The organism is Magnetospira thiophila, from assembly GCF_054657015.1.
This window is the reverse complement of the sequence record NZ_BAAHXF010000001.1, coordinates 841850-868830: the sequence shown is the minus strand read 5'-3', so window position 1 is coordinate 868830 and position 26981 is coordinate 841850. Positions and strand designations below refer to the sequence as shown.

19 protein-coding genes are annotated in these 26981 nt (G+C 61.2%); 9 read left to right on the top strand and 10 right to left on the bottom strand.

Translation table 11 applies throughout. The features are described 5' to 3' along the window. Positions 1 to 4 precede the first annotated feature (4 nt). Entirely contained in the window at positions 5 to 160 is a 156-nt protein-coding gene (locus ACYQ1P_RS04205) for a hypothetical protein (RefSeq protein ID WP_460019118.1), read from the bottom strand. On the opposite strand from ACYQ1P_RS04205, the gene ACYQ1P_RS04200 reads away from it, so the two are divergent. After that, the gene (locus ACYQ1P_RS04200) at positions 161 to 1507 is read left to right on the top strand and encodes a glycosyl hydrolase 108 family protein (protein WP_460019117.1); all 1347 of its coding nucleotides are present in this window, start codon (positions 161 to 163) and stop codon (positions 1505 to 1507) included. It abuts the gene before it with no gap. Positions 1508 to 1951: 444 nt separating this feature from the next. Continuing rightward, a protein-coding gene (locus ACYQ1P_RS04195) for an IS630 family transposase (protein WP_460018340.1) occupies positions 1952 to 2897 on the top strand; the annotation gives its coding sequence in 2 pieces (ribosomal slippage) (positions 1952 to 2290 and positions 2292 to 2897; 945 coding nt in all). A 2-nt stretch (positions 2898 to 2899) separates the two neighbouring features. Here the strand turns inward: ACYQ1P_RS04195 and ACYQ1P_RS04190 are convergent. Beyond that, positions 2900 to 3790: a hypothetical protein gene (locus ACYQ1P_RS04190; protein WP_460019116.1), complete on the bottom strand. Its 891-nt coding sequence runs from the start codon at positions 3788 to 3790 to the stop codon at positions 2900 to 2902. A 56-nt stretch (positions 3791 to 3846) separates the two neighbouring features. On the opposite strand from ACYQ1P_RS04190, the gene ACYQ1P_RS04185 reads away from it, so the two are divergent. After that, entirely contained in the window at positions 3847 to 4266 is a 420-nt protein-coding gene (locus ACYQ1P_RS04185; protein ID WP_460019115.1) for a hypothetical protein, read from the top strand. An 88-nt stretch (positions 4267 to 4354) separates the two neighbouring features. Here the strand turns inward: ACYQ1P_RS04185 and ACYQ1P_RS04180 are convergent, their stop codons facing one another. Continuing rightward, positions 4355 to 6304: an acetoacetate--CoA ligase gene (locus ACYQ1P_RS04180; protein WP_460019114.1), complete on the bottom strand. Its 1950-nt coding sequence runs from the start codon at positions 6302 to 6304 to the stop codon at positions 4355 to 4357. Between the two features lie 157 nt (positions 6305 to 6461). Here ACYQ1P_RS04180 and ACYQ1P_RS04175 point away from each other — a divergent pair, with 157 nt between their 5' ends. Both ACYQ1P_RS04175 and paaK read left to right on the top strand, forming a co-directional pair. Next, positions 6462 to 6890 carry a BLUF domain-containing protein gene (locus ACYQ1P_RS04175; protein WP_460019113.1) on the top strand — a complete coding sequence of 143 codons (429 nt, stop codon included), beginning with the start codon at positions 6462 to 6464 and terminating at the stop codon, positions 6888 to 6890. 73 nt (positions 6891 to 6963) lie between these two features. Continuing rightward, positions 6964 to 8274 carry a phenylacetate--CoA ligase PaaK gene (paaK, locus tag ACYQ1P_RS04170; RefSeq protein ID WP_460019112.1) on the top strand — a complete coding sequence of 437 codons (1311 nt, stop codon included), beginning with the start codon at positions 6964 to 6966 and terminating at the stop codon, positions 8272 to 8274. A 3-nt stretch (positions 8275 to 8277) separates the two neighbouring features. Here the strand turns inward: paaK and ACYQ1P_RS04165 are convergent, their stop codons facing one another. Beyond that, a complete protein-coding gene (locus ACYQ1P_RS04165) occupies positions 8278 to 11559 on the bottom strand; it encodes a YhdP family protein (RefSeq protein ID WP_460019111.1) in 3282 nt (1093 codons plus the stop codon). 76 nt (positions 11560 to 11635) lie between these two features. Here ACYQ1P_RS04165 and ACYQ1P_RS04160 point away from each other — a divergent pair, with 76 nt between their 5' ends. The 4 genes from ACYQ1P_RS04160 to ACYQ1P_RS04145 all read left to right on the top strand — a co-directional run bounded on the left by ACYQ1P_RS04160 (position 11636) and on the right by ACYQ1P_RS04145 (position 16892). After that, complete coding sequence (locus ACYQ1P_RS04160) at positions 11636 to 14629, top strand: bifunctional [glutamine synthetase] adenylyltransferase/[glutamine synthetase]-adenylyl-L-tyrosine phosphorylase (protein ID WP_460019110.1); 2994 nt, start codon at positions 11636 to 11638, stop codon at positions 14627 to 14629. Then, entirely contained in the window at positions 14626 to 15099 is a 474-nt protein-coding gene (gene bcp / locus ACYQ1P_RS04155) for a thioredoxin-dependent thiol peroxidase (RefSeq protein ID WP_460019109.1), read from the top strand. The genes ACYQ1P_RS04160 and bcp overlap by 4 nt, the downstream gene beginning before the upstream one ends. A 186-nt stretch (positions 15100 to 15285) precedes the next feature. Then, positions 15286 to 16068, top strand: a complete 783-nt coding sequence (locus ACYQ1P_RS04150) for a GNAT family N-acetyltransferase (protein ID WP_460019108.1) — start codon at positions 15286 to 15288, stop codon at positions 16066 to 16068. Next, positions 16065 to 16892: a lysophospholipid acyltransferase family protein gene (locus ACYQ1P_RS04145; RefSeq protein WP_460019107.1), complete on the top strand. Its 828-nt coding sequence runs from the start codon at positions 16065 to 16067 to the stop codon at positions 16890 to 16892. The genes ACYQ1P_RS04150 and ACYQ1P_RS04145 overlap by 4 nt, the downstream gene beginning before the upstream one ends. Before the next feature lie 50 nt (positions 16893 to 16942). On the opposite strand, the gene ACYQ1P_RS04140 is transcribed toward ACYQ1P_RS04145, so the two are convergent. The 6 genes from ACYQ1P_RS04140 to ACYQ1P_RS04115 form a co-directional block, all read right to left on the bottom strand. Then, on the bottom strand, positions 16943 to 17668 hold the full coding sequence (locus ACYQ1P_RS04140; protein ID WP_460019106.1) for an MlaC/ttg2D family ABC transporter substrate-binding protein: 726 nt from the start codon (positions 17666 to 17668) through the stop codon (positions 16943 to 16945). Between the two features lie 80 nt (positions 17669 to 17748). Further along, positions 17749 to 18882: a glutamate 5-kinase gene (gene proB / locus ACYQ1P_RS04135; RefSeq protein WP_460019105.1), complete on the bottom strand. Its 1134-nt coding sequence runs from the start codon at positions 18880 to 18882 to the stop codon at positions 17749 to 17751. Then, positions 18879 to 19916: a GTPase ObgE gene (obgE, locus tag ACYQ1P_RS04130; RefSeq protein WP_460019104.1), complete on the bottom strand. Its 1038-nt coding sequence runs from the start codon at positions 19914 to 19916 to the stop codon at positions 18879 to 18881. The genes proB and obgE overlap by 4 nt, the downstream gene beginning before the upstream one ends. A gap of 81 nt (positions 19917 to 19997) precedes the next feature. Continuing rightward, a complete protein-coding gene (gene rpmA, locus ACYQ1P_RS04125) occupies positions 19998 to 20261 on the bottom strand; it encodes a 50S ribosomal protein L27 (RefSeq protein WP_460019103.1) in 264 nt (87 codons plus the stop codon). A gap of 26 nt (positions 20262 to 20287) precedes the next feature. Beyond that, complete coding sequence (gene rplU / locus ACYQ1P_RS04120; RefSeq protein WP_460019102.1) at positions 20288 to 20605, bottom strand: 50S ribosomal protein L21; 318 nt, start codon at positions 20603 to 20605, stop codon at positions 20288 to 20290. Positions 20606 to 20793: 188 nt separating this feature from the next. Continuing rightward, positions 20794 to 26667, bottom strand: coding sequence for a FecR domain-containing protein (locus ACYQ1P_RS04115; RefSeq protein WP_460019101.1), 5874 nt, complete (start codon positions 26665 to 26667; stop codon positions 20794 to 20796). Between the last annotated feature and the right edge of the window lie 314 nt (positions 26668 to 26981).

Sequence of the window (26981 nt, the reverse complement as noted above, 5' to 3'; positions counted from 1 at the left end):
GGAATCAGTGGCCGCTTTGCGTCGGAATGCGCAAGAGCAAAAGCAGCAGCAGCAACGACAGGCCCTGGCCCAAAAAACGGCTCCCAAAGGCCCGCCCCCGGTGGGTCACGAAGAAGACTACAAGCACGATTTCCAGAAGCACCCGGACACCCCGCAACATGTGGCTGACCAGATCCTGCGCCATGTGCCGGTGGAGGATTGGTCCTCCACCCAGGCCCTCAAGGTCAAGACCTCGCCCAGTTCATTCCAGTCCGGCCACCCCGGCAACGCCACCGCCCGCCCCAAGCTGGATCAATGGTTCAAGAACACCTTCCCGGGCACGGTGGACCTCGCCTCCGGGCAATCGGCCAGCGGCACCAGCTTCTTCCACCCCGACGACCGCAAGCAAATCGACGCAGGAATCAACGCCGGATTGGGCGCGCGGGCCAAGGCGGGGATGCCGGAGACACTGACTGGCGATGCAGGGGACACCGTCCTGACAGGTGGCTCAGGAAACGATACCTTGACTGATCAAAAAGCTCCCGAAGCCCAGGCATTGATCGACAAAATCGCCACGGATGAGGGCTTGGACAAAACGCAGCGGAGCGACGTGCAGGACCATTTCGCCAAACCCACCAGCCATGCCTCTCCAGAGGACCAGAGGATCGCCTTGGCGGCCTTGCAGGCTCGGATAAGGGGTGCGGCGCTTTCGAAGCGTGGCTTTCAACCGGCCAATGCCGAAGATACGCAAGCATTCGATCACCGTTTTCAAAGAACAGGATCATCGGATTCTGAACGGAGTACGAAGAATCCTTCCTCGACGATTCAAGTTGCGCAGTCAACACAACCAGCGGCAAGCCAGACCTCATCCCAGACCCCACCGCCACCTGCGAACAAGAAATCCTGGTTCGCCGACCCGGTCAAAGCCCAAGGAAGGGCCGACTTCTACGCTTCGACAGGAAAGTTGAACAACGTGACACAACAGGAAAGAGAGGCCTATCTGGCCGTTCTCGATCAGGAAGGCGGGTTGGTGAAACATCAGGGCGGGAAATCTAATACCTATGCTGGAATTACCTTTGGGACGTTGGACGAATTTAGCAGAAATGGAAAAACCCAGGTCGTTTCCTCTGGTTCCCCTACACCTCTGCCAGAATCCCTTACGCCTGATCAAGTCGCGCAGTTTTACAATGATTATTTTGATGACGCACTGCGTGAAACAAAGCAGCCCAACGCGTTGGCTTCGATACCTGACGCGAAAGGGCGAAACGCCTTGGCTGATACGCTATATCGCCAAGGAAGAAGCGGTGGCGCCGAGGTCATCCAGAAAGCCATCAATCGCGTCGTCCCAGGGGCAATCCCTCCTAGGCATCCGGGAGAAAATGCGGTCGTTGGGAAGACCACGTTGAGAGAATTCAAGCGGCTACTTGCCGATCCCAATACCCGGGATCGTCTTCTCAACGCCGTTGCAGACGAGAGAGACGCGAGAGAACCCGGTGAAAAGAACCGGCACGGAAATTTCAGACCGTAAACACTCAAGGTCAGCCTCAGGCCTTGCCTTTTATTTGGGTAGTTGCTCGGCGAATCCAACACGCAGATCCTGTGTCAAATCGTCACAGAAATCCTGCCGACAGTAATGATAGAATTGAAACCAAGTGCCTGAAACTGGGTCCTTGCGGACAAGCGCTCCCTCAGTGCCAAAACGGGAAGAGCATATGAATGATCCGTAGTCGAAGAGATCAAAGTCACAGAATGTTTTTTCGTAGTGGATTGCTACATCTCCCGGCTGAATATCTAAGAAATTATTGATTCCATCCTCGATATCTTTGCGTCGAAAACGGCGTTTTGCGACCAAGCGGTACCCAACAACTCGATTGCTTCTAGAGCGGGATGAAGCCGGAGTGAATCGAAAGGGGATTCCCAAAGTCTCGCAATTCTGATTCAACATACTGGCTGGAAAAGGAGGCCAGTATGGATGACGAAACCCTATTCGAACGATCTCCGCGAGCGTGTGGTCGCCGCCGTTGAGGAAGGCGGCCTCTCTCGGCACCAGGCCGCGGCGCGGTTTGCCGTTGGTGTCAGTTCGGTCATCCGCTGGGTGACCCGTTTCCGCGAGACGGGCAGTGTTGCGCCCGACAAGATGGGAGGGAACCGGCCGAAGACAATCCGAGGAGAACACCGTGATTGGCTTATCCAGCGGTGCAAGGAGAAGGACTTCACGTTGCGTGGGTTGGTGGCGGAACTGGCCGAGCGCAAGGTGATGGTCGACTACCGCAGCGTCTGGGAATTCGTGCATGCCGAAAAACTGAGTTTCAAAAAAAAGCGTCCTTCCCAGGGAACAGGATCGGCCCGACGTGGCGCGTAAGCGTGAACAGTGGAAGGCGTATCAGGACCGGGTGGCCATTGATCGCCTAGTCTTCATCGACGAAACCTGGACCAAGACCAACATGGCGCCGCTCCGGGGATGGGCGCCGGTCGGCCAAAGGCTCGACGCCAAGGTGCCGTATGGCCACTGGAAAACCATGACCTTCCTCGCCGCGCTCCGCCACGACCGCATTGAGGCGCCCTGGGTTCTCGACGGGCCGATCAATGGCGAACGCTTCCGGGTCTATGTCGAGAAGGTGCTCATCCCCACCCTCAAGCCCGGCGATATCGTGGTCATGGACAATCTCGGCAGCCACAAGGGCGAAGCCATCCGCCGCCTCATCCGAGGCGCGGGTGCCAAGCTGTTCTTCCTGCCGAAATACTCCCCCGACCTGAACCCCATCGAGCAGGTCTTTGCCAAACTCAAGCATCTGCTGCGCAAGGAGGCCGCGCGCACCGTCGATGCGCTCTGCGAGGCCATCGGAAGGCTACTCGATGCCTTCCCGCCGCAGGAATGCGCCAACCTCGTCAGAAACGCCGGATATGGACCAACCTAAATTCATCCCGCTCTAAATGCCTCGTGGAGAGTGAAATCAGGTATTTGGACGTTTTCCCAAACCACGTCAGAGAGAATATCCTGACCAAGCCATTGAAGCGCCAACTTGTTCTCCACCCAGCATTCAGGCGTCCGGGTTTGTCCCAGGCAGACCGTGTTTGAGGCTGCGGGGTTGCCGGAAAGATAGCGCCAGGCGGGCTCGCTCGTCGGTTCGGGAATGAGTCTCTGTTTGACCCGCGGCGGAACGTAGGCCTCGCTCAATTGCACCAGATTTGGATGCGTGGTCGTGCAGGGAGGATGTACGTCCTGGCCAAATCCAAGTTCGCATTCCGACGTCAGATAGATTGGAATTCCGAGACCTTGATCATCGACCACCAGGTACCATAAATCGTCCTCAGTGGGGTTGCGCCGAGTCAGAAAACTCCTGTCTCGTATCGGACCGCTACAGATTGGCGGCGTGCTTTTCTCTTTGGATTGTCGGCAGGATATGGTCTCGAGGGTCAGGGCCACGTCCCACTGGTGTACGCCAAGTGGATTGGATGGTTCCCGCTCGAAAGGTTCGGCAAACTTCCTCAGCGAAACAAAGCGGTAGCCGATGGCCCGCAAGTCGTCTCCTTTGACTGGGGCCGGTCCATTGAACGCACCCGGTTCGCCCCGAGCCGCCGAGCAGAGTGTCGGATCACCACGCAATTCGCAGGCCAGGAGATTCTCTGCGACACACAATGGGCTGCCCGGTATGCCGAATGCACATTGGTCGGTATCAAGTTCGGCATTCGCCTTGATATAGTGCCAGCCGTAGGAGTCAGGCTGCGCGGGTTCATGGGCGTTTGCAGCCAGGACCCCAGGTGCCCCAAGAGCAATAATGATTGTGATAACAGTAATTATGTATCGCATGTATGGAGTATAGGGCATTACTGTGCACTACAAAAGGCAAAGTTGTGCCGTGATTGATGCCTCCAGACACCCCGCAGCATGGGACCGACCAGATCCTGCGCGACGTGCCGGTGGAGGATTGGTCCTCCACCCAGGCTCTCAAGGTCAAGACCTCGCCCAGTTCATTCCAGTCCGGCCACCCCGGCAACGCCACCGCCCGGCCCAAGCTGGATCAAAGCTTCCAAAGCAATATTCTGAGCACAGTGGATCTGGCATATGAAGAGTCCCACCTCGAAGACGATTTACTCAAGCAAGCGGCGGAAAATCTTCGCCCCGAGTGGGATAAAAAGACCAACCCGAACGCTAAGGACTACAACACATTCACGCGCCAATGCCAAGACTATGGCGATGCGGTTGAACGGGAGTATTATCGTTTGAAGGCGTTACGCGACGGAACGGAATATCACGACCTGGGACAACACTACATCGCCCCTTGAGGAGGTGCTCAGTGATACGGTTTGGATTACGGTGACGGTGCATTAATTATGCAGTTGCAGCGACAGTTTACCCCTGAATGTTCCTCCCTCACTCCATCAATTCCACTCTATCACGAAACAGATCCAACGCCTGCGGGTTGGCGAGCGCGTGGATGTTTTTGACTGGGCGGTTGTGGATGATGTCGCGGACGGCCAGTTCGACGATCTTGCCGGACTTGGTGCGCGGGATATCGGTAACGGCCAGGACCTTGGCCGGGACGTGGCGGGGGGTGGTGTTGGTGCGGATTTCGGTGCGGATGCGTTGGATGAGGGCGTCGTCCAAAGGGACACCGTCGCGCAGGCGGACGAACAAAATCACCCGCACATCATCCTGCCAGTCCTGACCGACCACCAACGATTCCAAGACTTCGGGAATGCGCTCCACCTGCCGGTAGATTTCCGCCGTGCCAATGCGCACGCCGCCCGGGTTGAGGGTGGCGTCGGAGCGGCCATGGAAGATCATGCCGCCTTCGGGCGTCAGTTCCACCCGGTCGCCGTGATGCCAAACGCCGGGGAATTTTTCGAAATAGGCGGTCCGGTATTTAGTTCTTTCTGAGTCGTTCCAAAACCCCCAGGGCATGGAGGGGTGGGGCGAAAGGCAGACCAGTTCCCCGGGTTCTCCGGTGAGGGGCTGGCCGTGTTCGTCGAATACTTTGACGTTCATGCCCAAATGGCGCTTCTGGCACTGACCGCGATAGACCGGCCCGATGGGGTTGCCGCCGACAAAACAGCCGACGATATCGGTGCCTCCGGCGATGGAGGACAGGCAAACATCGGGCTTCCAGTCGCGATAGACATAATCGAATCCCTCGGGCGACAGGGGCGAGCCGGTGGACAGCAGTACCCGCAAGGCCGTGAGGTCGTGGCTGCGTGCCGGGGCGACGCCCTCTTTGGCGCAGGCGTCCAAATATTTGGCCGAGGTGCCGAAATGGGTGACCTGTTCCCGGGCGGCGATGTCGGCCAGACGATTGCCATCGGGAAAGAAAGGCGAGCCATCGAACAGCACCAGCGTCGCCTCGGAGGCGAGCCCCGAAACCAGCCAGTTCCACATCATCCAGCCACAGGTGGTAAAATAGAAAAAAAGATCCCCGGGGCCGATGTCGCATTGAAGGCGATGTTCTTTCAGATGTTGCAACAGCACCCCGCCGGTGCGATGGACGATACATTTGGGAACCCCGGTGGTGCCGGAAGAAAACATGATCACCAGCGGATCATTGAAGGGCACCGGAACAAACGAAATGGGATCGCCCGATTGTCGGGCCAGGGTGTCTTCCCAGTGTTGCGCCATAGGGCCCAGGGACGATAGGTCGGCCCGGGGATCGGTAAAGGGCACCACCAGCACCGCCCGCAGGCTGGGCAGTTGCGGAATGAGCCTGGATACGGTGGGCAGACTATCGAACCGCTTGCCGTTGTAGTGATAGCCATCGGCACAGATCAACACCTTGGGCTCGATTTGGCCGAAACGGTCAAAAACCCCATTGACTCCGAAATCCGGCGAGCAGGAAGACCAGATGGCGCCGATGCTGGCGGTGGCGAGAAAAGAAATGATCGTTTCAGGAATATTCGGTAAAAAACCGGCTACCCGGTCGCCCCGGGCGACCCCATGGGCTTGTAAGGCCCGGCTCAGGCGCGCCACCCGGTCGTGCAGGTCGTCCCAGGACAGTTCCCGCCGCCCGCCGTCCTCCCCATGGGAGATCATGGCCGCCTCCGGTCCGCGCCGTCGCAATAGATTCTCAGCGAAATTCAAGGTGACCTGGGGAAAAAACCGCGACTGGACGAGGTCGTCGCGATGCTCCAGCACCGGCTCCAACGCTCCCGCCGCGCCGCGTATATCGCAGAAGTTCCATACGGCGCGCCAGAACAGGTCCGGCTGATCGACCGACCAAGCCCAAAGGTCGTCATAAGTTTGGCCCTGGAAGCCTTCGGCACCTTCCATGAAGCGGGCGAGGGCGGTGGCGGCAATGCGGTCGGCGGAAGGCTGCCAGAGGGGGACTGTCATGGGTGCCGGTCCTGTGGGGTTGTTTCCGTTCCCATCGAGTATAGGAGCAATGTTGCGGGTCTCGAAGGCTTTTCCCACCACTGCGATGAGCCTCCGCTTGTCCGCCAAAACGTAAATCGTTAGAGTGTTAAATATCTCAAACCACAGGTCAGCCTCCATGCTCGTCCGACTCATCTATTCCTCGTTTGCCGCCGACTCCCTGAATGATGAGGATCTGCAAGCCATCCTGCTGCGGGCTCAGGAAAAAAATAAAACCAAGCGGATTACCGGGGTTCTGGTCTATGTGAACGGCTGTTTTACGCAAATACTCGAAGGGCAAAAACCCGACGTGGAAAGTCTGGTGGCGCAAATTCGCCGGGATTTTCGGCATCACGATTTGCAGGTGATCAATGTGCGGGAGATCCAAAAGCGCGCCTTCGCCGATTGGTCCATGAGCCTGATCCTCCCCGATGGCCGGTTGCCGCAGTGGCAGGGCCTGCGCTCGGTGGCCGAAGTGCGGGAGATTCTGGAGCCGGGCGCGGAAGCCGAAGACGCCCTGGTGCGGGCCTGCCTCAAACTGCTCGATCAATCCAATAAACCGGCGTGACTCTGTTTGTCAGGGCGGTCGCAACCTCCTACAATCGGCCCAGATTTGACTGACGATTAGGGGAGACGCCGTCATGAAACGCACCGAGCCGCCGCGCCGCGAAGAGCTGGATGCCATCGAAATTGCCAGCCGCGACGAAATCGCCGCCTTGCAGCTCCAGCGCCTGAAATGGAGCGTCCGCCATACCTATGACAATGTGGCCCATTACCGCGCCAAATGCGTTGCCAGCGGGGTCACCCCGGACGATCTGACCACCCTGGAAGATCTGGCCAAATTTCCCTTCACCGCCAAGGAAGATCTGCGCCAGAACTATCCTTACGACTGGTTCGCCGTGCCCATGGATCAGGTGGTGCGCATCCATGCCTCGTCGGGCACCACCGGCCAGCCGACGGTGGTCGGCTATACGCAAAAGGACATTCATATGTGGGCCGATGTGATGGCCCGTTCCATCCGTGCTTCCGGCGGGCGAAGGACGGACAAGGTGCAGGTGACCTATGGCTATGGCCTGTTCACCGGCGGCCTGGGTGCCCATTACGGGGCCGAGCGGCTGGGCTGCACGGTGATTCCCATGTCCGGCGGCCAGACGGAAAAACAGGTCCAATTGATCCGCGACTTCAAGCCCGACATCATCATGGTCACGCCGTCCTACATGCTGGTCATTCTTGACGAGATGGAGCGGCAGAAAATGGACCCGGCCCTTTGTTCCCTGCGCATCGGCATCTTCGGGGCCGAACCCTGGACCCAGAACATGCGGACGGAGTTGGAAACCCGGGTCGGCATTGATGCCATCGACATTTACGGCCTGTCCGAGGTCATCGGCCCCGGCGTCGCCAATGAATGCATCGAAACCAAGGACGGGCTGCATATCTGGGAGGATCATTTCTATCCGGAGATCATCGACCCGGTGACCGGCGAGGTGTTGCCCGATGGCGAAATCGGCGAACTGGTGTTCACCTCGCTGACCAAGGAGGCCATGCCGATCATCCGCTACCGGACCCGAGATTTAACCCGGTTGCGTCCCGGCAGCGCCCGAACCATGCGCCGCATGGACAAGATCACCGGCCGTTCCGACGACATGCTGATCCTGCGCGGGGTCAACGTGTTCCCCAGCCAGATCGAGGAACTGATCCTGAAGAATGATTTGTTGGGGCCGCACTATCAGCTCGAACTCCGCCGCGACGGCCGCCTCGATCAACTGACGGTGCTCGGCGAATTGCGCCAGGGCGATGATGAATCCCAGAAAGAGGCCGCCGGAAAGGCCCTGCAACAGCACATCAAGGCCATGATCGGGGTCACCACCAAGGTCCGTATCGGTCGGGCCGGGGCCATTGAGCGCTCCATGGGAAAGGCCAAGCGGGTCATTGACCTGCGCCCGAATGATTAAACGTCAATTGGCTTTGGGGGGGCGCAGGCCGTCATCGGGGGTCTTGGCCTCCTCGGTCGCCCCGTCGAGCACGCCGAACAGATTGCGCAGAAAGCCGGGAGCCAGGGCCGACAGGGCATTGACGTTCACCTCTGGGTCTTCGATGCCCCCTTTGACCTTATAAGTGGCCGCGAATACGCCGCTGCCTTTCTCGCCGCCGGTAAACAGATCGCCCAGCACCGGGATTTTGCCCAAGGCGGCGTTGAGGGCATAGGCCGGAACCAGTGTGCCCGAAAAATCCACCAACCCTTCGCGCAGATTGTACTTGCCGGACAGGGTGCCGCCCAGGCTGAGGCCGGTGGCCTTGCCGTCTTTGACCTCGATGCTGCCCTCGCGATAGAGGAAAGGCAGTTCGAGGGTGCTGAATTTCAGCCCTTCTTCCCCGTCCAGGGCTTCCAGAACCCCGGTGATGGACATGTAGCTGACCAGTTTGGCGATGGTCGGGGCCTTGAGCAGACGAAAATCGCTGACATTCAGCGTCCCGGACAACGGAGAATCCAAAAAGCGGTCGTGAAATTCGCCGTCCAGGTCCAGGCTGCCGCCGACCATGCGGTCATAGAGATCAAAGGCCCGCAAGGCCGCGCCGGCGTCGGTGGACTGGACTTCCAGCAGACGCTTTTCCCCCTCCGGCTTGATAACCAGGGTGATGTCCTGATCCCCACCGACCTTGCCCTGCATGCGGATGCCGCGCCACTTCTCACCATCGAAGTTCATGGCTCCGGCAATCCGGGTCAGTTCCCGTCCCTCGCCAAGCCACAGGTGTTCGACGGTGGTCGAGAGGGTCACCGGCGGCAAGTCGCGGTTTTCCGTTTCACCCTCGGGGTGCGGGTTGGACAGATTGTCCAACAGGCTCGCCATGTCGAAGCTCTCGCCTTCGAAATTGGCGTCCCAGCCGCCCCCGTCGCGCGGCACCACGAGGCCCGACAGGTTGGTGTGGCCATAAGCGAACTTGTCGAATTGCACGCTGCGCAGGGTGGTTTCGCCGGGGCCGAACTTGGCCTGGCCCTGGATGGAGAGGTCTCCGGCGCGCACATGGAAGCTCGGTACTTCGATCAATTGATCATCGCGCAGATGCAGCACCGCCTCCGCCTGCCCGTCGCGACCGGGAGGCTTGGACCAGCCGAGCCCGGAGAGGGACAGCGCCATGTCGCGCAAATCCAGACGCGCCTGAAGCAGGCTGTCATGGTTGTCCTGCACCGTGTAGCGCACTTCCGCCGCCGCCGGGCCGGTCATGAAATCACGGGTAAAGGGAGCGAATTGCAGGCCGATCTCGTCGGTCCGCTGGCTGTCAGACAGGGTGCCCTGCACATGATAGCGCCGAATGAACGGACGCGGCAGGCTGAAATGCTCCCGCCAGGACAGCGAGGCGGGGATGCTGCCCATCAGCGCCTCGCCGCGCAGTTCCATGCCCTTGTTGTCGGCCGTCAAATGCAGCTTGCCCTGAGACAGATCCATGTCGAGGACGATCTTGGACATATGTACGTCGGTCAGATCGGATTCCGCCTTGACCTCAACGTCTTCGGTCCTCAGGTCCTTGGCCAGGGCGAATTTCAGATGAACCCGGGTGCGGGATTGGCCGCGGACGCTGGCCGGGTTCAGGTCGAGCGCCGAGGCGAAACGGAACGGTTCATTGTCGATGAGGGCCAGGGCGGCGGGGGCGGGGCCGCTGATATCCAGGTCGATTTCGGCCTTTTCGACCGCCGTGTCCAGATCGAACAGGCCGATGGTGCCGCGATTGATGGTCAGTTTTCCCTCGCGTACCGGTTTCAGGGTAATATCGAAACGCGATCCGTTGAAGGTCGCCGTCCCCCAGACGTTATGCACCGGCGGCATGGGCGGCAGATAATCCACATCGACCGCCTCGGCGCTGAGCGTGCCATCGACCCGCTCCACGTCAACGGCCCCGTCATCGGAAATCTTCAGGGCCAGATGCACATCGCCTTCAGCGGCCCGGCCTCCGGAAAGATGATTCAGGCACCAGTCGCGCGCATCGTTGGCCAGTCCCGCAGGCCAGATCTCCTGCCATCGGTCCACCGGCGCGTCGAGCAGTTTGGCATCGGCGGTCACATGGGTCGCCGTGCCCAGCCGTTCGGCTTGACCCTTGAGCAACAAGGTGGGACCGTCCAGATCCAGACTTAAACCCGGGATTTCGACCCGTCCATCGGCCAGCCAGATGCGCCCCGAGCCACGCAAGGCACGCAGCGGCGCGGGGTGGTTCTCCGGCGGCAGGATCAATTGGGTGCCGGCCGGGAATTCGGTGACCAGTTCGGCTATGGTCAGCCGTTGCTCCTGGCGCAGGTAGCCGCCGCGCAGGGTGGCGGCGGACAGTTCCAGATGCTGTGACAGGGGAGTCGGCAGTTGCAGGACGCCGCCCTCGGCGGACAGATCGAAATCCATCGCCTCGACGCCACTTTCGAAAGTGCCGATCACGGTGATCGTCCCGGCGACCGGCAACGCCTGTCCCTCCAGCGGTGCCAGGTCCTCATGCATGGGAGCCAGGGCATTGAGCGGCAGATCGTGAATCTCCAAGTCGCTGGCATAGCTTTCTTCGGCCCAATTGAGGGTGCTGTTCATCTCCACCCGGGCCATCATGTCGCCAAGGGACAGATGGGCTTCCAGGTTGGCCTCCAGGGTCTGCCGGTCGCGCTGTACCGCCGCGTCCACTTGGGGTGCCGTCCAGGTCAGGTTTCGCACCTGATCAATGACGCTCAGATGACCGTCATGGATATTGATCCGGGTCAGGTAGCTCAGCGGGCGCAGCGGGTCCGGGGCCATCTGCATGTCGGCGAGCAGGGCGCGCAGGTCGATCCCCTCGGGGCTGGTCTCCGCCTTGCCCATATCCAGTTCCCAGGCCCCCGTGGGGCGGCGGACAACCCGCAGGGTGGGGCCGAACAGTTCGATGCGGCGCGGGGCCAGTACGCCCTTGACCAGAGCATAGCCGCTCAGCGACAGGGACAGTTCCGGAGCACGGGCCACCAATTGATCGTCGGCGGTCATCAGTCGGGCGTTGATGAGACGAATATCCAGGGTGCGCCGCCATCCGGCCCAGGTCAGGACCGTATCCTCCAGCCGCAGGGTCAGGGCCTGATGCGGGCCGTTGAGGGCGTCTTCCAGATAGGGCGTGAGAAACCCCAATTGGATGGGGCCGGAACTCAAGCGCCAGGCAAGCAGGATCATCACGATGGTCAGACCCGCGCCCAATCCGCCCAGTATTTGTATGGCACCCCGAAGTGTTTTCTTGATCACGCTTGCTTTTCCGTTACGACGCGCTTGACCGAACATATCCCTTCGCGCAGTCTTCGACAAACATGGTGTACCTTAAATGATTAATCCTTCCCTGCGAATAGCGACGGAATCGCTCCCCAAGCCCGCCCGTCCGAACGATGCGGCTTTGGGCTGGGAGCGTCTGCACGATGCCGTCGGTTTCGCCAAGGATGCCGATCTGGCGGCGTGGGCCGAGTCCCTGCACGCCGCGCCTGAAGGCAGGGTATTGCTTGATTCGCTGTTCGGGAACAGTCCTTATTTGACCCAATGCGCGGTGATCGAGCCGGTTTTTCTGCATGACCTGCTGTCTGACGGACCGCAGGCGACCCTCGACCGGATCCTGGCGGAGCTGGCGGCTTTGGCGCTTGACTTGCCTGACTTCGCGGGTCTGTCGCGACACATACGGCTTGCCAAGCGGCGTATCGCCCTGCTGACCGGCCTGGCCGACGTGGCCGGGGTCTGGACGCTGGAGCAGGTGACCGGGGCCTTGAGCGCGCTGGCCGAGATGACCCTCGGGCTGGCCTGCGCCCGGGTTTTGACGGATACCGCCGCGCGCGGGGCCTTCACCCTCGCCCATCCGGACGATCCGCAAAAGGGCTCGGGGCTGGTCATTCTGGGGATGGGCAAGCTGGGCGGGCGGGAACTCAACTATTCCAGCGATATCGACCTGATCGTGCTCTACGACACGGCCCGGATACGGACCGATCAGCCGGAAGAGCTGCAAACCCATATGGTGCGCCTGACCCGCAATCTGGTCAAACTGATGGATGAGCGGACTTCCGACGGATATGTCTTTCGGACCGACCTGCGGCTGCGTCCCGATCCGGGGTCAACGCCGGTCGCCCTGTCGGTGCTGGCCGCCGAGACCTATTACGAAAGCATCGGTCAGAACTGGGAGCGGGCGGCGATGATCAAGGCCCGGCCGGTGGCGGGGGACATCGATGCCGGCAACGACTTTTTGTCCCGGTTGCGCCCCTATGTCTGGCGTAAAAATCTGGACTTCGCCTCGTTGCAGGACATTCATGCCATCAAGCGGCAGATTCACGCCCACAAGGGCGGCGCCAAGATCACCGTGGCCGGGCATAATGTGAAGCTGGGGCGGGGCGGCATTCGCGAGATCGAGTTTTTCGTACAGACCCAGCAGTTGATCTGGGGCGGGCGGTTGCCGGATTTGCGCATCCGTCCCACACTACAGGCCTTGGAGGTTCTGGTCGATCTCCAGCAAGTCGAGCGCGCGACCGCCGATGAACTGATCGAGTCCTATCATTTCCTGCGCCGGGTCGAACACCGGCTGCAAATGATTGATGACCAGCAGACCCACAGTCTGCCCGAAGACGAGGCGGATTTGCATCATCTGGCGGTCTTTCTGGGCTACGCGGGCCGTGACGATTTCGCTGCCGCTCTGCTGTATCATCTGCGCCGGGTGGAGGCCCATTACGCGGCGCTGTTCGAGTGTGCTCCCGACCCCATGCAGGAGGCCTCCGGAAATCTGGTTTTCACCGGCAGCGAGGACGACCCGGAAACCCTGAAAAACCTGCGCCAGATGGGGTTTGACAATCCCTCCGCCGTGGCGGCGACGGTGCGGGGATGGCACCATGGACGCTACAATTGCACCCGTTCGGTGCGGGCCCGGGAGTTGTTGACCGAACTGATGCCGGCCCTGCTCGGATCGCTGGCCCGCACGCCGGACCCCGACCCGGCCTTTCAGCGGCTGGATACCTTCCTGTCCCGTCTGCCGACCGGGGTGCAATTCTTTTCGCTCATCCAGGTCAATCCCAATCTGCTCGACATGGTGGCCCGCATCCTCGGCGGCGCGCCGCGTCTGGCCGACCATCTGGCCCGCAACCCGGTGTTGCTGGACAACGTGCTGACCCCGGGATTTTTCGAAGCCCAACCGGACAGCGCCGAACTGGACCAGGAACTGGACGGTCAACTGGTGCAGGCCAGCCATTTCGAGGAGCGCCTCAACAATGCAAGGCGCTGGGCCAACGACCGGCGCTTCCAATGCGGCCTCCAGGTGCTGCATAACCTGATCGCCCCGGTCGAGGCGGCGCTGACCCTGACCAACATCGCCGAAAGCACCATCCGTCGCCTCAGTCCCTGGGTCGAGGAGGAGTTCCGCCAAACCCACGGCCATATCCCGGGGGCCGACATGGTGGTGCTCGGCATGGGCAAGATGGGCGGCCAGGAAATGACCCCGACCTCGGACCTGGACCTGATCTTCATTTACGATTCACCGGACCCGATGGGTCAATCCCTGGGCCGCCGTCCGCTCGGACCCAGCCAGTACTATGCCCGTCTGAGCCAGCGGCTGATCAATGCCTTCACCGCACCGACCGGCGAAGGAATCCTCTACGAGGTGGACATGCGGCTACGCCCGTCGGGCAATGCCGGGCCGATCGCCACGTCGCTTCAGGCCTTCGAGAAATACCAAAAGGAATCCGCCTGGACCTGGGAGCATCTGGCTTTGACCCGCGCCCGACCGGTCAGCGGTTCCCCTGAACTGTCCGAGAGGATCATGGAAATCGTCCATCGGACCCTGACCCGGGACCGCGACCCGGAGGCCCTGCTGCGCGATGTGGCTTCCATGCGGCGGCGCATGGCGGCCGAGCACGGCACCGACTCGCCTTGGGAGATCAAGCATTATCGGGGAGGGCTGGTCGATATTGAATTTTTGGTCCAATACCTGCAATTGCGTCACGCCGGGCAGCATCCGACCATTCTCTGTCAGAATACGCGCGGTGCCCTGGACCAGTTGCACCGGGCCGGGCTGTTGCGCGATCAGGTGAAAGACGATCTTTGTCAGGCCGTGGATCTGTGGCAGGCCTTGCAGGGAATTCTGCGGTTGGTGGTCACCGGTCCGTTCGAGCCCGGACGACTGCATGAGGGGCTGAAGGAGACGCTGGCCGCCGCCGGGAAGGTGGCGCGGTTCGATCTGCTGGAAGAAAAGATCCGCGCCCTGGCGGCCACCGCCCATGCACACTATATGGAGATCATCGACGGCCCGGCCCGGGCCTTGCCCCCCCTGGACAGCGAGGAGGACCCCTCATGACGCTCGACATCGGCGATAGCGCCCCCCCTTTCACCCTGCCCACCGACGGGGGTAAAACCCTGTCGTTGACCGACCTGAACGGCAAGACCGTCGTGCTCTACTTTTACCCCAAGGACATGACCTCGGGCTGCACCACCCAGGCCGAGGGCTTTCGCGATGCCATCGCCGATTTCGAGGCGGCGGGCGCGGTGGTGGTCGGAGTCTCCAAGGATTCGGCCAAGCGGCATGACACCTTCAAGGCCAAGCACGACTTGCCCTTCACCTTGATCGCCGACGAGGAAGGCGCCCTGTGCGAACCTTTCGGCGTGTGGAAAGAGAAGAGCATGTATGGGCGCAAATATATGGGTATTGAGCGCTCCACCTTCCTGCTCGACGGCACAGGCAAGATCGTCCGCGTCTGGCGCAAGGTCAAGGTCACCGGCCACGTAGCCGAGGTCCTGGCGGCGGTGCAGGAGCTATCTGGACAGTGACGGGGCATCATTCCCTTTGCAAATTCATATTGTTATACTCCTTGTCACCGGAATGAAACCCAACCGTTACCAAACGGTTATTTGAGATTCTCCCGCCTGTCATCCATACCGATAGAACGCCTGCCCATTGTGGGCGGGGGTTCGGATCAACATGCGGGAGTCCCTTGCGGGGCCGCGGGAGGAAACGTGAGTAAGTCCAGAGCAAGCAATTTTCAGGTGCGGCTGGCGGAAAACAACCTCGATATCGAGGCGGCGCAGGCCTTGCGCTACCGGGTGTTTTACGACGAGATGGGAGCCCAGCCGACGTCTGCCATGGCGCGCCTGAAATTGGATTTCGACGCTTTCGACGATGTTTGCGACCATCTTCTGGTCATCGACAAGGAAAAATCAAACGGCAAGCCGTGGGTCGTCGGGACCTATCGGCTGTTGCGCAAAAGCGTTGCCGAGGCCAATTTCGGGTTCTACTCGGAGCAGGAATACGATCTGGCCAATCTGGCCGATTATCCCGGCGAAATCGTCGAAGTGGGGCGGTCCTGCGTCGATCCGCACAGCCGCAGCGGCGCGGTCATGCAGTTGCTGTGGGGCGGCATCGCCGAATATATCTATCGCCATGACATCGGCCTGCTGTTCGGCTGCGCCAGCTTCCCCGGCACCCAGCCCGAGGTGCTGACCGATGCCCTGTCCTACCTGTATCAAAATCACCTGGCTCCCGAGGGCCTGCGTCCGCGCGCCCTGGACGGGTTGTATGTGGACATGCGACAGGCTTCTGGCGTCGAGGCCGGTCCGCCCATGGCCATGAGCGGCCTGCCGCCGCTGATCAAGGGCTATCTCCGGTTGGGCGGCTTTGTCGGCGACGGCGCGGTGGTCGATCATCAGTTCAATACCACGGACATCTGTGTTGTGGTAAAAACCGATCTGGTGACTGAAAAGTACCGCCGCCATTACAAGGATATGCTGGTAGCCGCATGACCCCTGCCTCGGCGATGGCCGAACATGCCCAGGCCTTGACGGATCTGCCGCCGTCCGGGAACGGTTCCCGGCTGCGCATGGGCCTGTTCGCCCTGTCGCTGGCGGTTTGTCTGCCGGTTTATCTGCTGCTCTATCCTTTCGGACGACGGGTCCGGCGACCGTTCAGCCGGTTCTGGTTCGGTTTGGCCTGTCGCATCTGCCGCCTGCGATTGGTGGTGCGGGGGCAACAGGCGAGCGGGCGACCGCTGCTGCTGGTGTCCAACCACGTATCCTATCTGGATATCCCGCTGCTCGGTGCGGTCACCGATGCCAGTTTCATCTCCAAGGCCGATGTGGCCGGGTGGCCGGTGTTCGGGTTTCTGGCCCGCATTGCCGACACCGTGTTCATCGAACGCAATCCGGCACGGGCCAAGGTGCAGCGTCAGCAACTGGCGGACCGGCTGCTCGGCGGTGAACCGTTGATCCTGTTTCCCGAGGGCACTAGTTCCCGGGGAGCCGAGGTGCTGCCCTTCAAGTCGGCGCTGTTCGGCGTCGCCCAGGTGCTGCCGGAGTCTGCCGACCTGCTGATTCAGCCGGTGACCATCGCCTATGTGAGTCTGGCCGACGGTCGGCCCCTGGAGGGCGTGTTGCAGGCCCTCTATGGCTGGTACGGGGACATGGATCTGGGGCCACACCTGAAGGCGGTGATGGGCCTGCCCGGGGCCCGGGTGGAGGTGACCTTCCATCCGCCGCTGTCGGCGTCGGCGGCGGGCGACCGCAAGGCGCTGGCCGCTCAATGTCAGCAACAGGTCGCGGCGGGTCTGGCCCGTTCCCGCGCGGCATAACAAAAACGGCGGCCCGAGAGCCGCCGTTTCCATGTCTATGGTAATTTGGATTAGCGCCGCAACTGCTGCGGCATCGGGCGGGGCAGGGGGCGGTTGTTGCCCTGACGGCTGTTGAAGGCGTTGCGGTAGAACATCAGCGCGCTCTGGCCGTTGGCCTTCACGTCGTAGACTTTCCAGCCGTCCTTGCTCTTGTAGAAACGGAATTCCAGATTGGTGACGTTGCCGTTCCGGGTTTCCACGGTGACCGGCACGGTGGAGGTGGTGGCGCGACCGTCGCGGCCTTCGTAGGCCCGCTGAATTTGCGTCCGGGCCCCTTGGTAAACGCCCATATGGCGGACCAGGGCTTCGAGAAAATTCTCGGTCAGCCAGCCTCCGGCCTTGGCCCGTTCGGCCTCGTTCATTTCCGACCAGCGCGGGCCCATGGCCCATTTGGTCATGTGATTGAAGTCGAAATAGGGGGCGATTTCGGAGGTCACGAAACCGAGCATGGCGGTCTTGTCGGCTTCCCGGTTCTGCATCACGAAGCTGCGCAGTTTGCCGATACCCTCCTCGACAAGGGTTTCGGTCTCAGCTCTGGCCGGCCGTTGCGGCCGTTGCGGGCGTTGCGGCATGCGCGGCCCCATGGTGCGCGGCGCATAGGTGCCGGGATATTTTCCGGCGTAGCTGCCGGGGGCTCCCTGCGGCCCATAGGGGCCGGTCGGGCCGGGGTATTGGGCCTGCGCGGCAGCGGCGGTCAGGGTCAGAACAGCCAGAGCGGCGGCGAGGGTCTTGATCATTTGAACGGTCCTCCCATGGACGATTGTGAGTCTCGGGCGCAGTTTAAACGCTCTCGAGCAGGCATGAAACGATAGATCTCCTACAGCAGAACCAAATCATCCCGATGGATCATTTCATCGGGACCCCGGTAGCCGAGGAGTTGCTCAATCTGGGCCGTTTTGTGCCCGGCGATCCTGCGGGCGTCGGCAGAAGGATAGGTCATCAAACCCCGGGCCATTTCATGCCCCTCCGGCGAGCGGATGATGACGGCGGCCCCGCGCTCGAAAGTGCCCTCCACCTTGGTCACCCCCGCCGGGAGCAGGCTTTTTCCCTGGTGCAGCGCCTTGACCGCGCCGGGGTCGAGCCACAAGGTGCCGACCGGCTTGAGGCTGCCGGCGATCCATTGCTTGCGGGCGCGGGCCGGTGTGGCCTGGGGCAGGAACCAGGTGGCCCGTGCGCCCTCGGCAAGGCGTTTCAGCGGATGGTCGTCGTGCCCCTTGGTGATGACCATGCGACAGCCCGCCCCGAGGCAGATGCGCGCCGCCGCCAGTTTGGTCACCATGCCGCCGGAGCCATGGGCGGTCACCGGGTCCCCGGCCATGGCCTCGATCTCCGGGGTGATCTCATGCACTTCGGTCAGCAATTGGGCCTTGTCGTCATGGTGCGGGTCGGCGGTATAGAGGCCGTCGATATCGGACAGCAGCACCAGGGTATCGGCGCTGATCATGGCGGCGACCCGGGCCGCCAGACGGTCGTTGTCGCCAAAGCGGATTTCGTCGGTAGCCACAGTGTCGTTTTCGTTGATCAGCGGCACGGCGCGCATGTCGAGCAGGGTGCCGAGGGTATTGCGGGCGTTGATGTAGCGGCGGCGGCTTTCGGTGTCGTCCAGGGTCAGCAGCACCTGGGCCACAATCAGATCGTGATGCCCCAGGGTCTCCTGATAGGCATGGGCGAGGCGAATCATGCCGGCGGCGGCGGCGGCCTGTTTCTCGTCCAGGCGCAGGGCGCGGGAACCCAGGGAGAGATAGCGTCGTCCGACGGCGATGGAGCCGGACGACACGATGATCACGTCGCGCCCTTGCTTGTGCAGGGCTACCAAATCCTCGGCCAGAGCCTCCAGCCAGCGACGGCGAAGTACGCCCTTGGATTCATCCACCAGCAACGCCGAGCCGATCTTGACGACGATCCGCTGGGCACTGTCGAGCCCGCTCTTGGCCCGTTGGGCGGCGTTCATGGTTGCCAGTCCTTGGCCGGATTTTCGGCTTCTTCCGCTTGCGCGCGCGCCGCATGAACGGCGTCCATCAGCAAGCCCAGAACCGCCTTGACCCCGCGTCCGGAGACGGCGGAAATCACATGGACCGGATGACCGCAGGCGGCGGCCAGGGCGGCCTGGCGTTCGCTCACCTGATCGGCGCTCAGGGCGTCGCATTTGTTCAGCGCCACCAGTTCGCGCTTGCCGACCAGCCCCTGACCATAGGCATCCAATTCGCCACGCACGGTGCGATAGGCGCCGGCCACGTCCTCCTCGGTGCCGTCGACCAGATGCAGCAACACGCCGCAGCGTTCGATATGGCCCAGAAAGCGGTCGCCGATGCCGTGGCCTTCATGCGCCCCCTCGATCAGCCCCGGCACGTCGGCCAGCACGAATTCCTCGTCGCCGACCTGCGCCACGCCCAGATTGGGATGCAGGGTGGTGAACGGATAATCGGCGATCTTCGGGCGGGCATGGGTGACCGCAGCGAGAAAGGTGGACTTGCCCGCATTGGGCAGGCCAACCAGTCCGGCGTCGGCAATCAGCTTGAGCCGAAGCCAGACCCAGCGTTCCTCGCCCGGCCATCCGGGGGTGGACTTGCGCGGGGCCTGATTGGTCGAGGTCTTGAAATTGGCGTTGCCCTGGCCGCCGTCGCCGCCCCGGCAGAGCACGACCTTTTGCCCCGGCGTCATCATGTCGGCGAGCACGGTTTCCTTGTCCTCGTCCAGGATCTGGGTGCCGATGGGCACCTTGATCAGGATATCGGGGGCGGATTTTCCAGAGCGGTCCCGGCCCATGCCATGGCCGCCGGTCTTGGCCTTGAAATGCTGCTGATAGCGGAAGTCGATCAAGGTGTTGAGATTGGCCACCGCCTCGAAGATCACATGGCCGCCGCGCCCGCCGTTACCGCCGTCGGGGCCGCCGAACTCGATGAATTTCTCGCGCCGGAAACTGACGCAGCCGGAGCCGCCGTCACCGGATTTGAGAAAGATCTTGGCCTGATCCAGAAACTTCATGTCCGACTCTCCGAACGAAAAAAAGGGAATGGCCCGGCCACTCCCTTTTCCAAACTGTCACGTCAGTGGGTGCGACCGGGCTCAGGCCTGGTTCGCCGGGTCCACACTCACGAAAACCTTGTTGTTGGCGCGCCGCTTGAACGACACCTCGCCTTCGACCTTGGCGAAGATGGTGTAGTCGCGACCCATGCCGACGTTCTCGCCGGGATGCCACTTGGTGCCGCGTTGACGGACCAGGATGTTGCCCGGGATGACCTTTTCGCCGCCGAACTTCTTCAGCCCGAGGCGCTTGCCTTCGGTATCGCGACCGTTGCGGGAGCTGCCGCCTGCTTTTTTATGTGCCATTTCTGTCTCTCCTCAGCAAGGCCGGTTCAGCCAGCGGTGATGCCGGTGATGCGCAGGACGGTCAGGTCCTGGCGGTGGCCTTTCTTGCGACGGTGGTTCTGCCGACGCTGCTTCTTGAAAACAATGATCTTGGGGCCACGGGTCTGCTCGACCACTTCGGCGGAGACCTTGGCGCTCTCCAGGAGCGGCGACCCGACGGTCGGGGCCTGGCCGTCCTGGCCGATCATCAATACCTTGTCGATCTCGACGGCGCCACCGGCTTCCCCTTCGAGCTTTTCGACGGTGATCTTATCACCTTCAGCGACTTTATATTGCTTACCGCCGGTCTGGATGACTGCGAACATTTTTTCTCACCGTATCAAACGAAAAAAACACGCGACACTTCAAGGCGTCGCGAAGAGGCGGCACTATAACCGCACCAAGGCGGATGTCAACGCCAAATCCCCGCTTTCGGGCCGCCAATCGACCAAATCGCCCCTAAAAAAACGGCGACCCCGAAAGGCCGCCGCAGAGAGTGCAAAACGGGTCGGTATTACACGACATCCCTTCCCAGAGTGCTGCCGTCCACCTCCATATTCGAGCCGCTGAAATCACTGGCCGAGGAACCGTCGGCGAAGTTGATGGTCGCGACCTGGGAATAGGAGTTGGAGTCGCCGTAATAGAGCTGTCCCTGATCCCCGGATTCGTCGGTGCTGAAGAACAGGAAGACCTGCCCCGAAAAGTCTCCATAGCCCGTTGCCTGGTTGAAGGCGCTGCCCACGTTGGTCACGCTGGCCCCGGCGTTGTAGAACATGGCACCGCTGCCAAAGCCTGAGCTGCTGCTGGAGGAGTAGCTCAGGAAGGAGAAGCTCGCCCCGAACTGAAGCATGTCGTTGAAGGCGTCGAAGTCAAAGATGGTATCGTGACTACCGCCCTCAAAGTCCAGGTCGTCCAACACATAACGGAACAGGTCGTCGCCCGACCCGCCGGTCATGGTGTCGGCCCCGGCTCCGCCGTAGAGCACGTTGTCGTAAACCCCCTCGCCACTGGCGAAGTCGCCACTGCCTGAGACAAACTGAGTGTAATTGTCGAAGAAGTTTTCGCTGAAAGAGGTGTAGTCCGGGCCACCCATGTTGTCGTTGCCAATGTCCAGGCCGTCGAAACCTTCGCCTTCGCCATTGTAACCATTGTTGCCGCCGAAGTCTTCGCCCAGATTATAGGCTTGGTACATCAGGTAGTCGAAGTCGCCGTCCAGCGAGGAGTCATTGCTATTGCCCGCGATGAGAGTGTCGGCCCCGTCGCCGCCCATCAGCAGGTTGAAGCCGTCGCCGCCGGTCAGGGTGTCATCCCCAGAGCCGCCATCCATGTAGTTGTAGGCCCAGGAGGTTTCGACCGAAGCTTCGCCGCCCTCATACCACCACCAATCGGAGTCGGAGAGATTGGCGTAGTTGTAGCCCTCGCTGCCGCCGGTCAGGATGTCGTCCCCATCGCCGCCGTACAGAATGTTGTCGCCCACGCCGCCGGTCAGGGTGTCATCCCCATACCCGCCATCCAGGGCGGAGTAGGCATGTTCGATGGTGTAATCAGAGGTGTAGTCCCCGTAGATGTCGGTGACCATCTGATGAGCCTCGATGGTATTCAGGGCCGTGGACCCGAAAAGTTGGTCATTGCCGTCACCACCGTAGATCTCGTTGTCGCCAACACCGCCGTAAAGGGTGTCATCGCCGTATCCGCCATCCAACTGATTGTAGGCGAAATACTCCTCCATGCTGTAGAGTGTGGCGGACCCGCTTTCACCTACGAAGCTGAAAATATCGCCGAGCAACAGACCGCTGTATTCCTCATAAGTGCCTTCGAACCCACTGGGCGGACCGGCCATCTGATAACCGTCCACGTAGACATCGGCACGAAGTTCCGCGCCGCTCTCGATATTCCAATTGAAGCCCAGGGAACCGCTGATGACATCATCGCCCCAATCGCCGTACAGACGATTGTCACCGATTCCGCCAGTGATCACATCATTTCCGTCGCCGCCCCAGGCTTCCTGATAGGCCCAGCCCACTTCGTTGGGGGCGATAAATTCCCCAGTGAATTCCTGTGTGAGTTCGCCCGCGAAGGAAAGGCTCATGCTGATCCAGGCACCGGATTCCCCATCGCCTTCAGCGTCAACGTCCAGGTCGATCTCGCTCCATGAACCGGTATTGGCTTCGGTGCCCATGGTGATCTGATCGTCGCCGCCTTCGCCGTAGACGAGATTGTCGCCCACGCCGCCGAAGATGACGTCATTATCACCACCTTCGCCCTCGCCGATATAGTAGCCGTAGCCACCCTCGCCCTCGCCGTTATAGTAGCCGTAGTCGTAGCCACCTTCGCCGGAGGAATAGACCGAGTCACCGTAGATGACGCTGCCGAAACCGGAGAAATCCCCGCTGTCATAGGAGGTCCCATACAGGTCCACGGGATAGGTGGCTGTCCAGTCATCCAAATGATAACTGAGGTTTTCATATCCTTGATAGGCGTTGTTGTCATAGATCCCGGCGGAGTAATCCCACCACTCATTGAGTTCGCTGTACTGGTTGCTCTCCGACGCACCGGTCAGGGTATCGGCACCATCGCCGCCAAAGATGACCACTTCACCGGCCCCGCCGGTCACCACATCGTTTCCGGCCCCGCCATCAATAATTTGATTGGCAAAGCTGTAGGCATAATCCCAGTTCAGCCAGTTGCTTTCGTAGACATAGGTGTATCCGTCATCAGAGCCCTCCTGGTGAGAGAACCTTTCCTGATCGACGTCGCCGGTATTGTATTCGGTGTAGGTATTCATATCCGTGCCACCGAAAATGGCGTCGTCTCCGTCGCCGCCGAACAGGCTGTTGTCGCCCGTTCCGCCCGTCAACGTATCGTTTCCAGAGCCACCGTACAGGGTGTTCTCGTTCCAGCTTTCGGTGAAATTATTGAATTCCTGGCCATAATCCGTTTCCGAATCCTCGCCCCAAACATTCTCTTCCGACCATTCCTCGGAATATCCGCCGTCGCCGCCGAACAGGTCGTCATCGCCAGCCCCGCCGTACAGGGTGTCGCTGCCCGCGCCGCCGTCGAGGGTGTCGTTGCCAGAGTTGTTGCCGTCGAGTGCACTGTCCAGCAAGGCCCCCGCCACCGCGCCGGTGGTCGTCACCTGCATCAGGTAATCGGAATTGGCGGGAATCGGATCGTCGTAATAGTCCTCGATCTCAATGTAATAGGTACCGCCGGAGCTGAAGGTATAGGTCAGGTTGCTGTCATAGCTGTCGTAAGTTCCCGGGTCATAGTCCGCATCATCGTCGGAAGCCAATAGGTTGCCATTGGCGTCATAGAGGTAGATGTAGGGATCGAAGTCATCATTTTCGCCCAGGGTGTTCAGGTCGTCGCGACCGAAATCGATGTCGAAATTCATCGTCACGCCGCCGTCGGCCACGGTGAAGCTGTACCAGTCACGGGTATTGCCGTCGCCGGTGCCGTAGATGGAGGCATGGGCCAGCGTGTCGGAGCCATCGACCAACTCATCGCTGAACAGGCCAAAGGCCCCATCGATATTCTGCGCCGTGCCCAGGGAATTGTTGCCGCCCGCTTCCAGAAGGGTCGGGTTGCCGTCCTCACTGAAACCGTCTCCGTAGATGGTGTCGTCGCCCTCGGAGCCGTACAGGGTGTCGCTGCCGCCCATTCCCATGATCACGTCATCATCGACGGTGCCATAGATCACGTCATCGCCACTGCTGCCGATCAGGTCATCGGAAATCAACTGGTCGAGGGTGTAGGTCGCCTCGTCGCCTTCGAAGGTGAAATTCTCCACGTTGGTGAGGAGATCGCTGCTGGTGCCGTCGTTGCGGACCACCGACAGGCCGTCCTCCGTGGCCGTGATGGTGTAGTCGGAGAGTTGGCCGCTGAACACCGCCGTATCGTCGCCGTCGCCGCCGTCGATGTCGTTCTCGCCGGTGCCGCCGGTCAGGGTATCGTTCCCGGCCCCGCCGAACAGATGGTCGTTGTCGGCCCCGCCGTTCAGGGTGTCGTTGCCGTCGTTGCCGTAGATTTCATCATCGCCAGCTTTGCCGCTCATTACGTCGTCGCCCGAAGTGCCGTTCAGCACATCGTCCCCGCCGGTGCCGGTACGGCCGGCCGCATCGGCCATGGCGGTCGGATTGGACAGGGCGGACAGATCCACCTGCGACGCGCCGCTCGACACATCCTGAATGGCCTGCGCCAGTTCGCCTTGGATGTAGGAGGAGGTGGCGGCCAGGGAATCCATGAAGGCCGCCGCGCCACCGCTCAGATCGATGTTCTCGATGGCCTGGTTGGCATTGGCCAGCACGCCGCCGATGGCCTGGGCGTCCACCTGGACCCCGGCCCCGGCGGCCGCATCGCTGACCAGGGTTTCCATGTTGGCCGCATCGGTCAAGTCCAACGTGCCGCCATCGGTCAGACCGGTAAGGGCCTCGAACGCCTGCGCCATGGCCTCGGCGGTGCTGACGCCCTGCCCCTGCAAGGCCCCGGCCACCTGGGTCACCATATTGGCGACCATCACCGATTGCCGCATCAGTTCCACATCACCCGCCTCGGCCAGCGCCTGCGGGTCGGCGTTCAGCAGGTCATAACCCTCCAGCCCCAGGGAGGCCGCCACATTGGCCTCGGCGGTGGCCGCATCGGCACCGGCCGCCACCTGATTCTGGATCAGGGTGGTCAGCGGGGTGATGACCGTCGAGCCCGAGGGCGCGGTCAGGGTCCCGGTGAAATCAAGCCCGGTTTCGATATCGGTGCCGCCGGAGGTGGTCAGCACGCCTGTCTGGGTCGTGGACAGATTGAAATTTCCGGAATCGTCGGTGAAGGTATAGTCCTCGCCGCTGTCCCAAGTTCCGTCGCCGTCCACATCGACGAACACCCGGGCTCCGGCCAGATAACCGTCAACCACTTGGCCGGAGAACACGGTAACGGTGGCGCCGCCGTCATCGTCGGTACCGTCCTCCGTCGTGTCGTTGTCACCGTCCGTCTGACCACCGCCCTCGACATCATTGCCGTCATTGCCCTCGAGCCCATTACCTTGTCCTTGCAAGTCTGTGGCAGAGGCTTCAGTCACAACATGATTAATTACCTGATTGTCTTCTTCAGTAGTAATGACCAGAGACGGACCGCCACCGGCGATTTCCTGGCCGCGGATGATGTCCAGACCGGAACGACCGCCCAGATTGCCCAGGCCACTGCCACCGATGATATCATCGCCGCCCGCCGCCGTATCGAAGTTATCCAGGCTATCTTCCAGGCCGAGGGTGTCTTCTTCATTGATCAGATTGACCTTGTAGCCGAGGTTTTCCTCGACCTCTTTCACCGCCTGTTCCAACTGCGCCTCGGCTTCCTCGGCCTGGGCCTCCAGATCGGCGGCCCGTTCCTCGTCGCCCGCCGCCTGTGCGGCTTCGGCCTCGGCGCGGATCTCGTTGAGCCGGTCCATAACGCCCACGGCCTTCTCTTCCAGGGTCTTGGGCAGGTAATTGGTGACCTGGGAGACGATGTTGGACACCTGCGCCGCATCCATTTGCAGCAGCGACGGGGTCGCCGAGGCGGAAGGCGTCCATTGCCAGCCGCCGCCGAAGCTGTTGATGGTGCCGAGCATGGCACCGGACGGGCTCATCAGCACGATTTCGCCGACCGTCTCGCCCTTCAGGGTAGTTTCCGGCAGGTTGACCGCCTGGATGGACTGGCCGTCGGTCTCCAGGAACACCTTGGTGCCCCGGATGCCAATGGTCGCCACCGGGGTCTTCACCACCATGGCGTCCTGGCCGAATTTGGCGATCTGGCCGGAGACAAAGGTCGCCGCGCCGGTCAGCAGGGCAAACGAGGCCGAGCCTTCCTGACTGCCCGGATCATAGACCATTTCGTCGAGCACCATGCGCCCGCTGTCGCTCAGCGAGAATACCGAATTGTCGGCCAGCACGATGCCCACCGCGCCGTCGGCGGAGGTTTCGAGAATGTCGCCCTGGAACACCGAGTCGCCCTTGGCCAGCGTCTCTTTGGTGCCGTCGGCATGGGTCACCGTCACCGTGCCGTCCACTGTGTCCACCTGACCGATGGGTTCCTGACCCGTGGTCGCGGCCACTTCGACGGCCTGCGCGACCTGACCGGGGGCCAGCGGTCCGGCCAATTTCGCCGCCACACTGCCGGCAATCTCAGCCCCGTCGGGCGTGGTCAGGGTGGCCGGGGCGCCATGGGCGAAATAATCCACCAGGGTGACCTGCGCGCCATCGGACCCGGTCAGCACCAGGTCCGACCCTTCGCGGCCATAATCCGCCGTTGCCATGGGGAAATCCGCCGGCAGAACAATCTGTTCCGTTCCGGCGTCCACCGTCGCGGTCATCACGCTGCTGCCAGATGCGCCGCTGAAACCCGTGTCCATGATGTTCATGTCAGACCCCAATCCCTTGCCAAGCCTACCGCGCCCAAAGCGCTACCCTGAATTTGAAATCAAATTTATCAAAATTCCCCAAATCCTAAATGTGACCGTCGTCACAACAGCACATAAAAACTGCAGGTCTGAGCATTTTAATAAAACTGACCCCACACTAGAATAACATTTACGCTTCATTTCCCTATCCACATAACGGATGAGTCCACCTTTTGGTGGGGAAGATTGACAATTAATCATTGTAAAACAAGAAGGGCGGACGAAGCCTTGCACGGGAACGCGGGGTAGGGTAGAAACGCGGCTCCCCCCGGTCC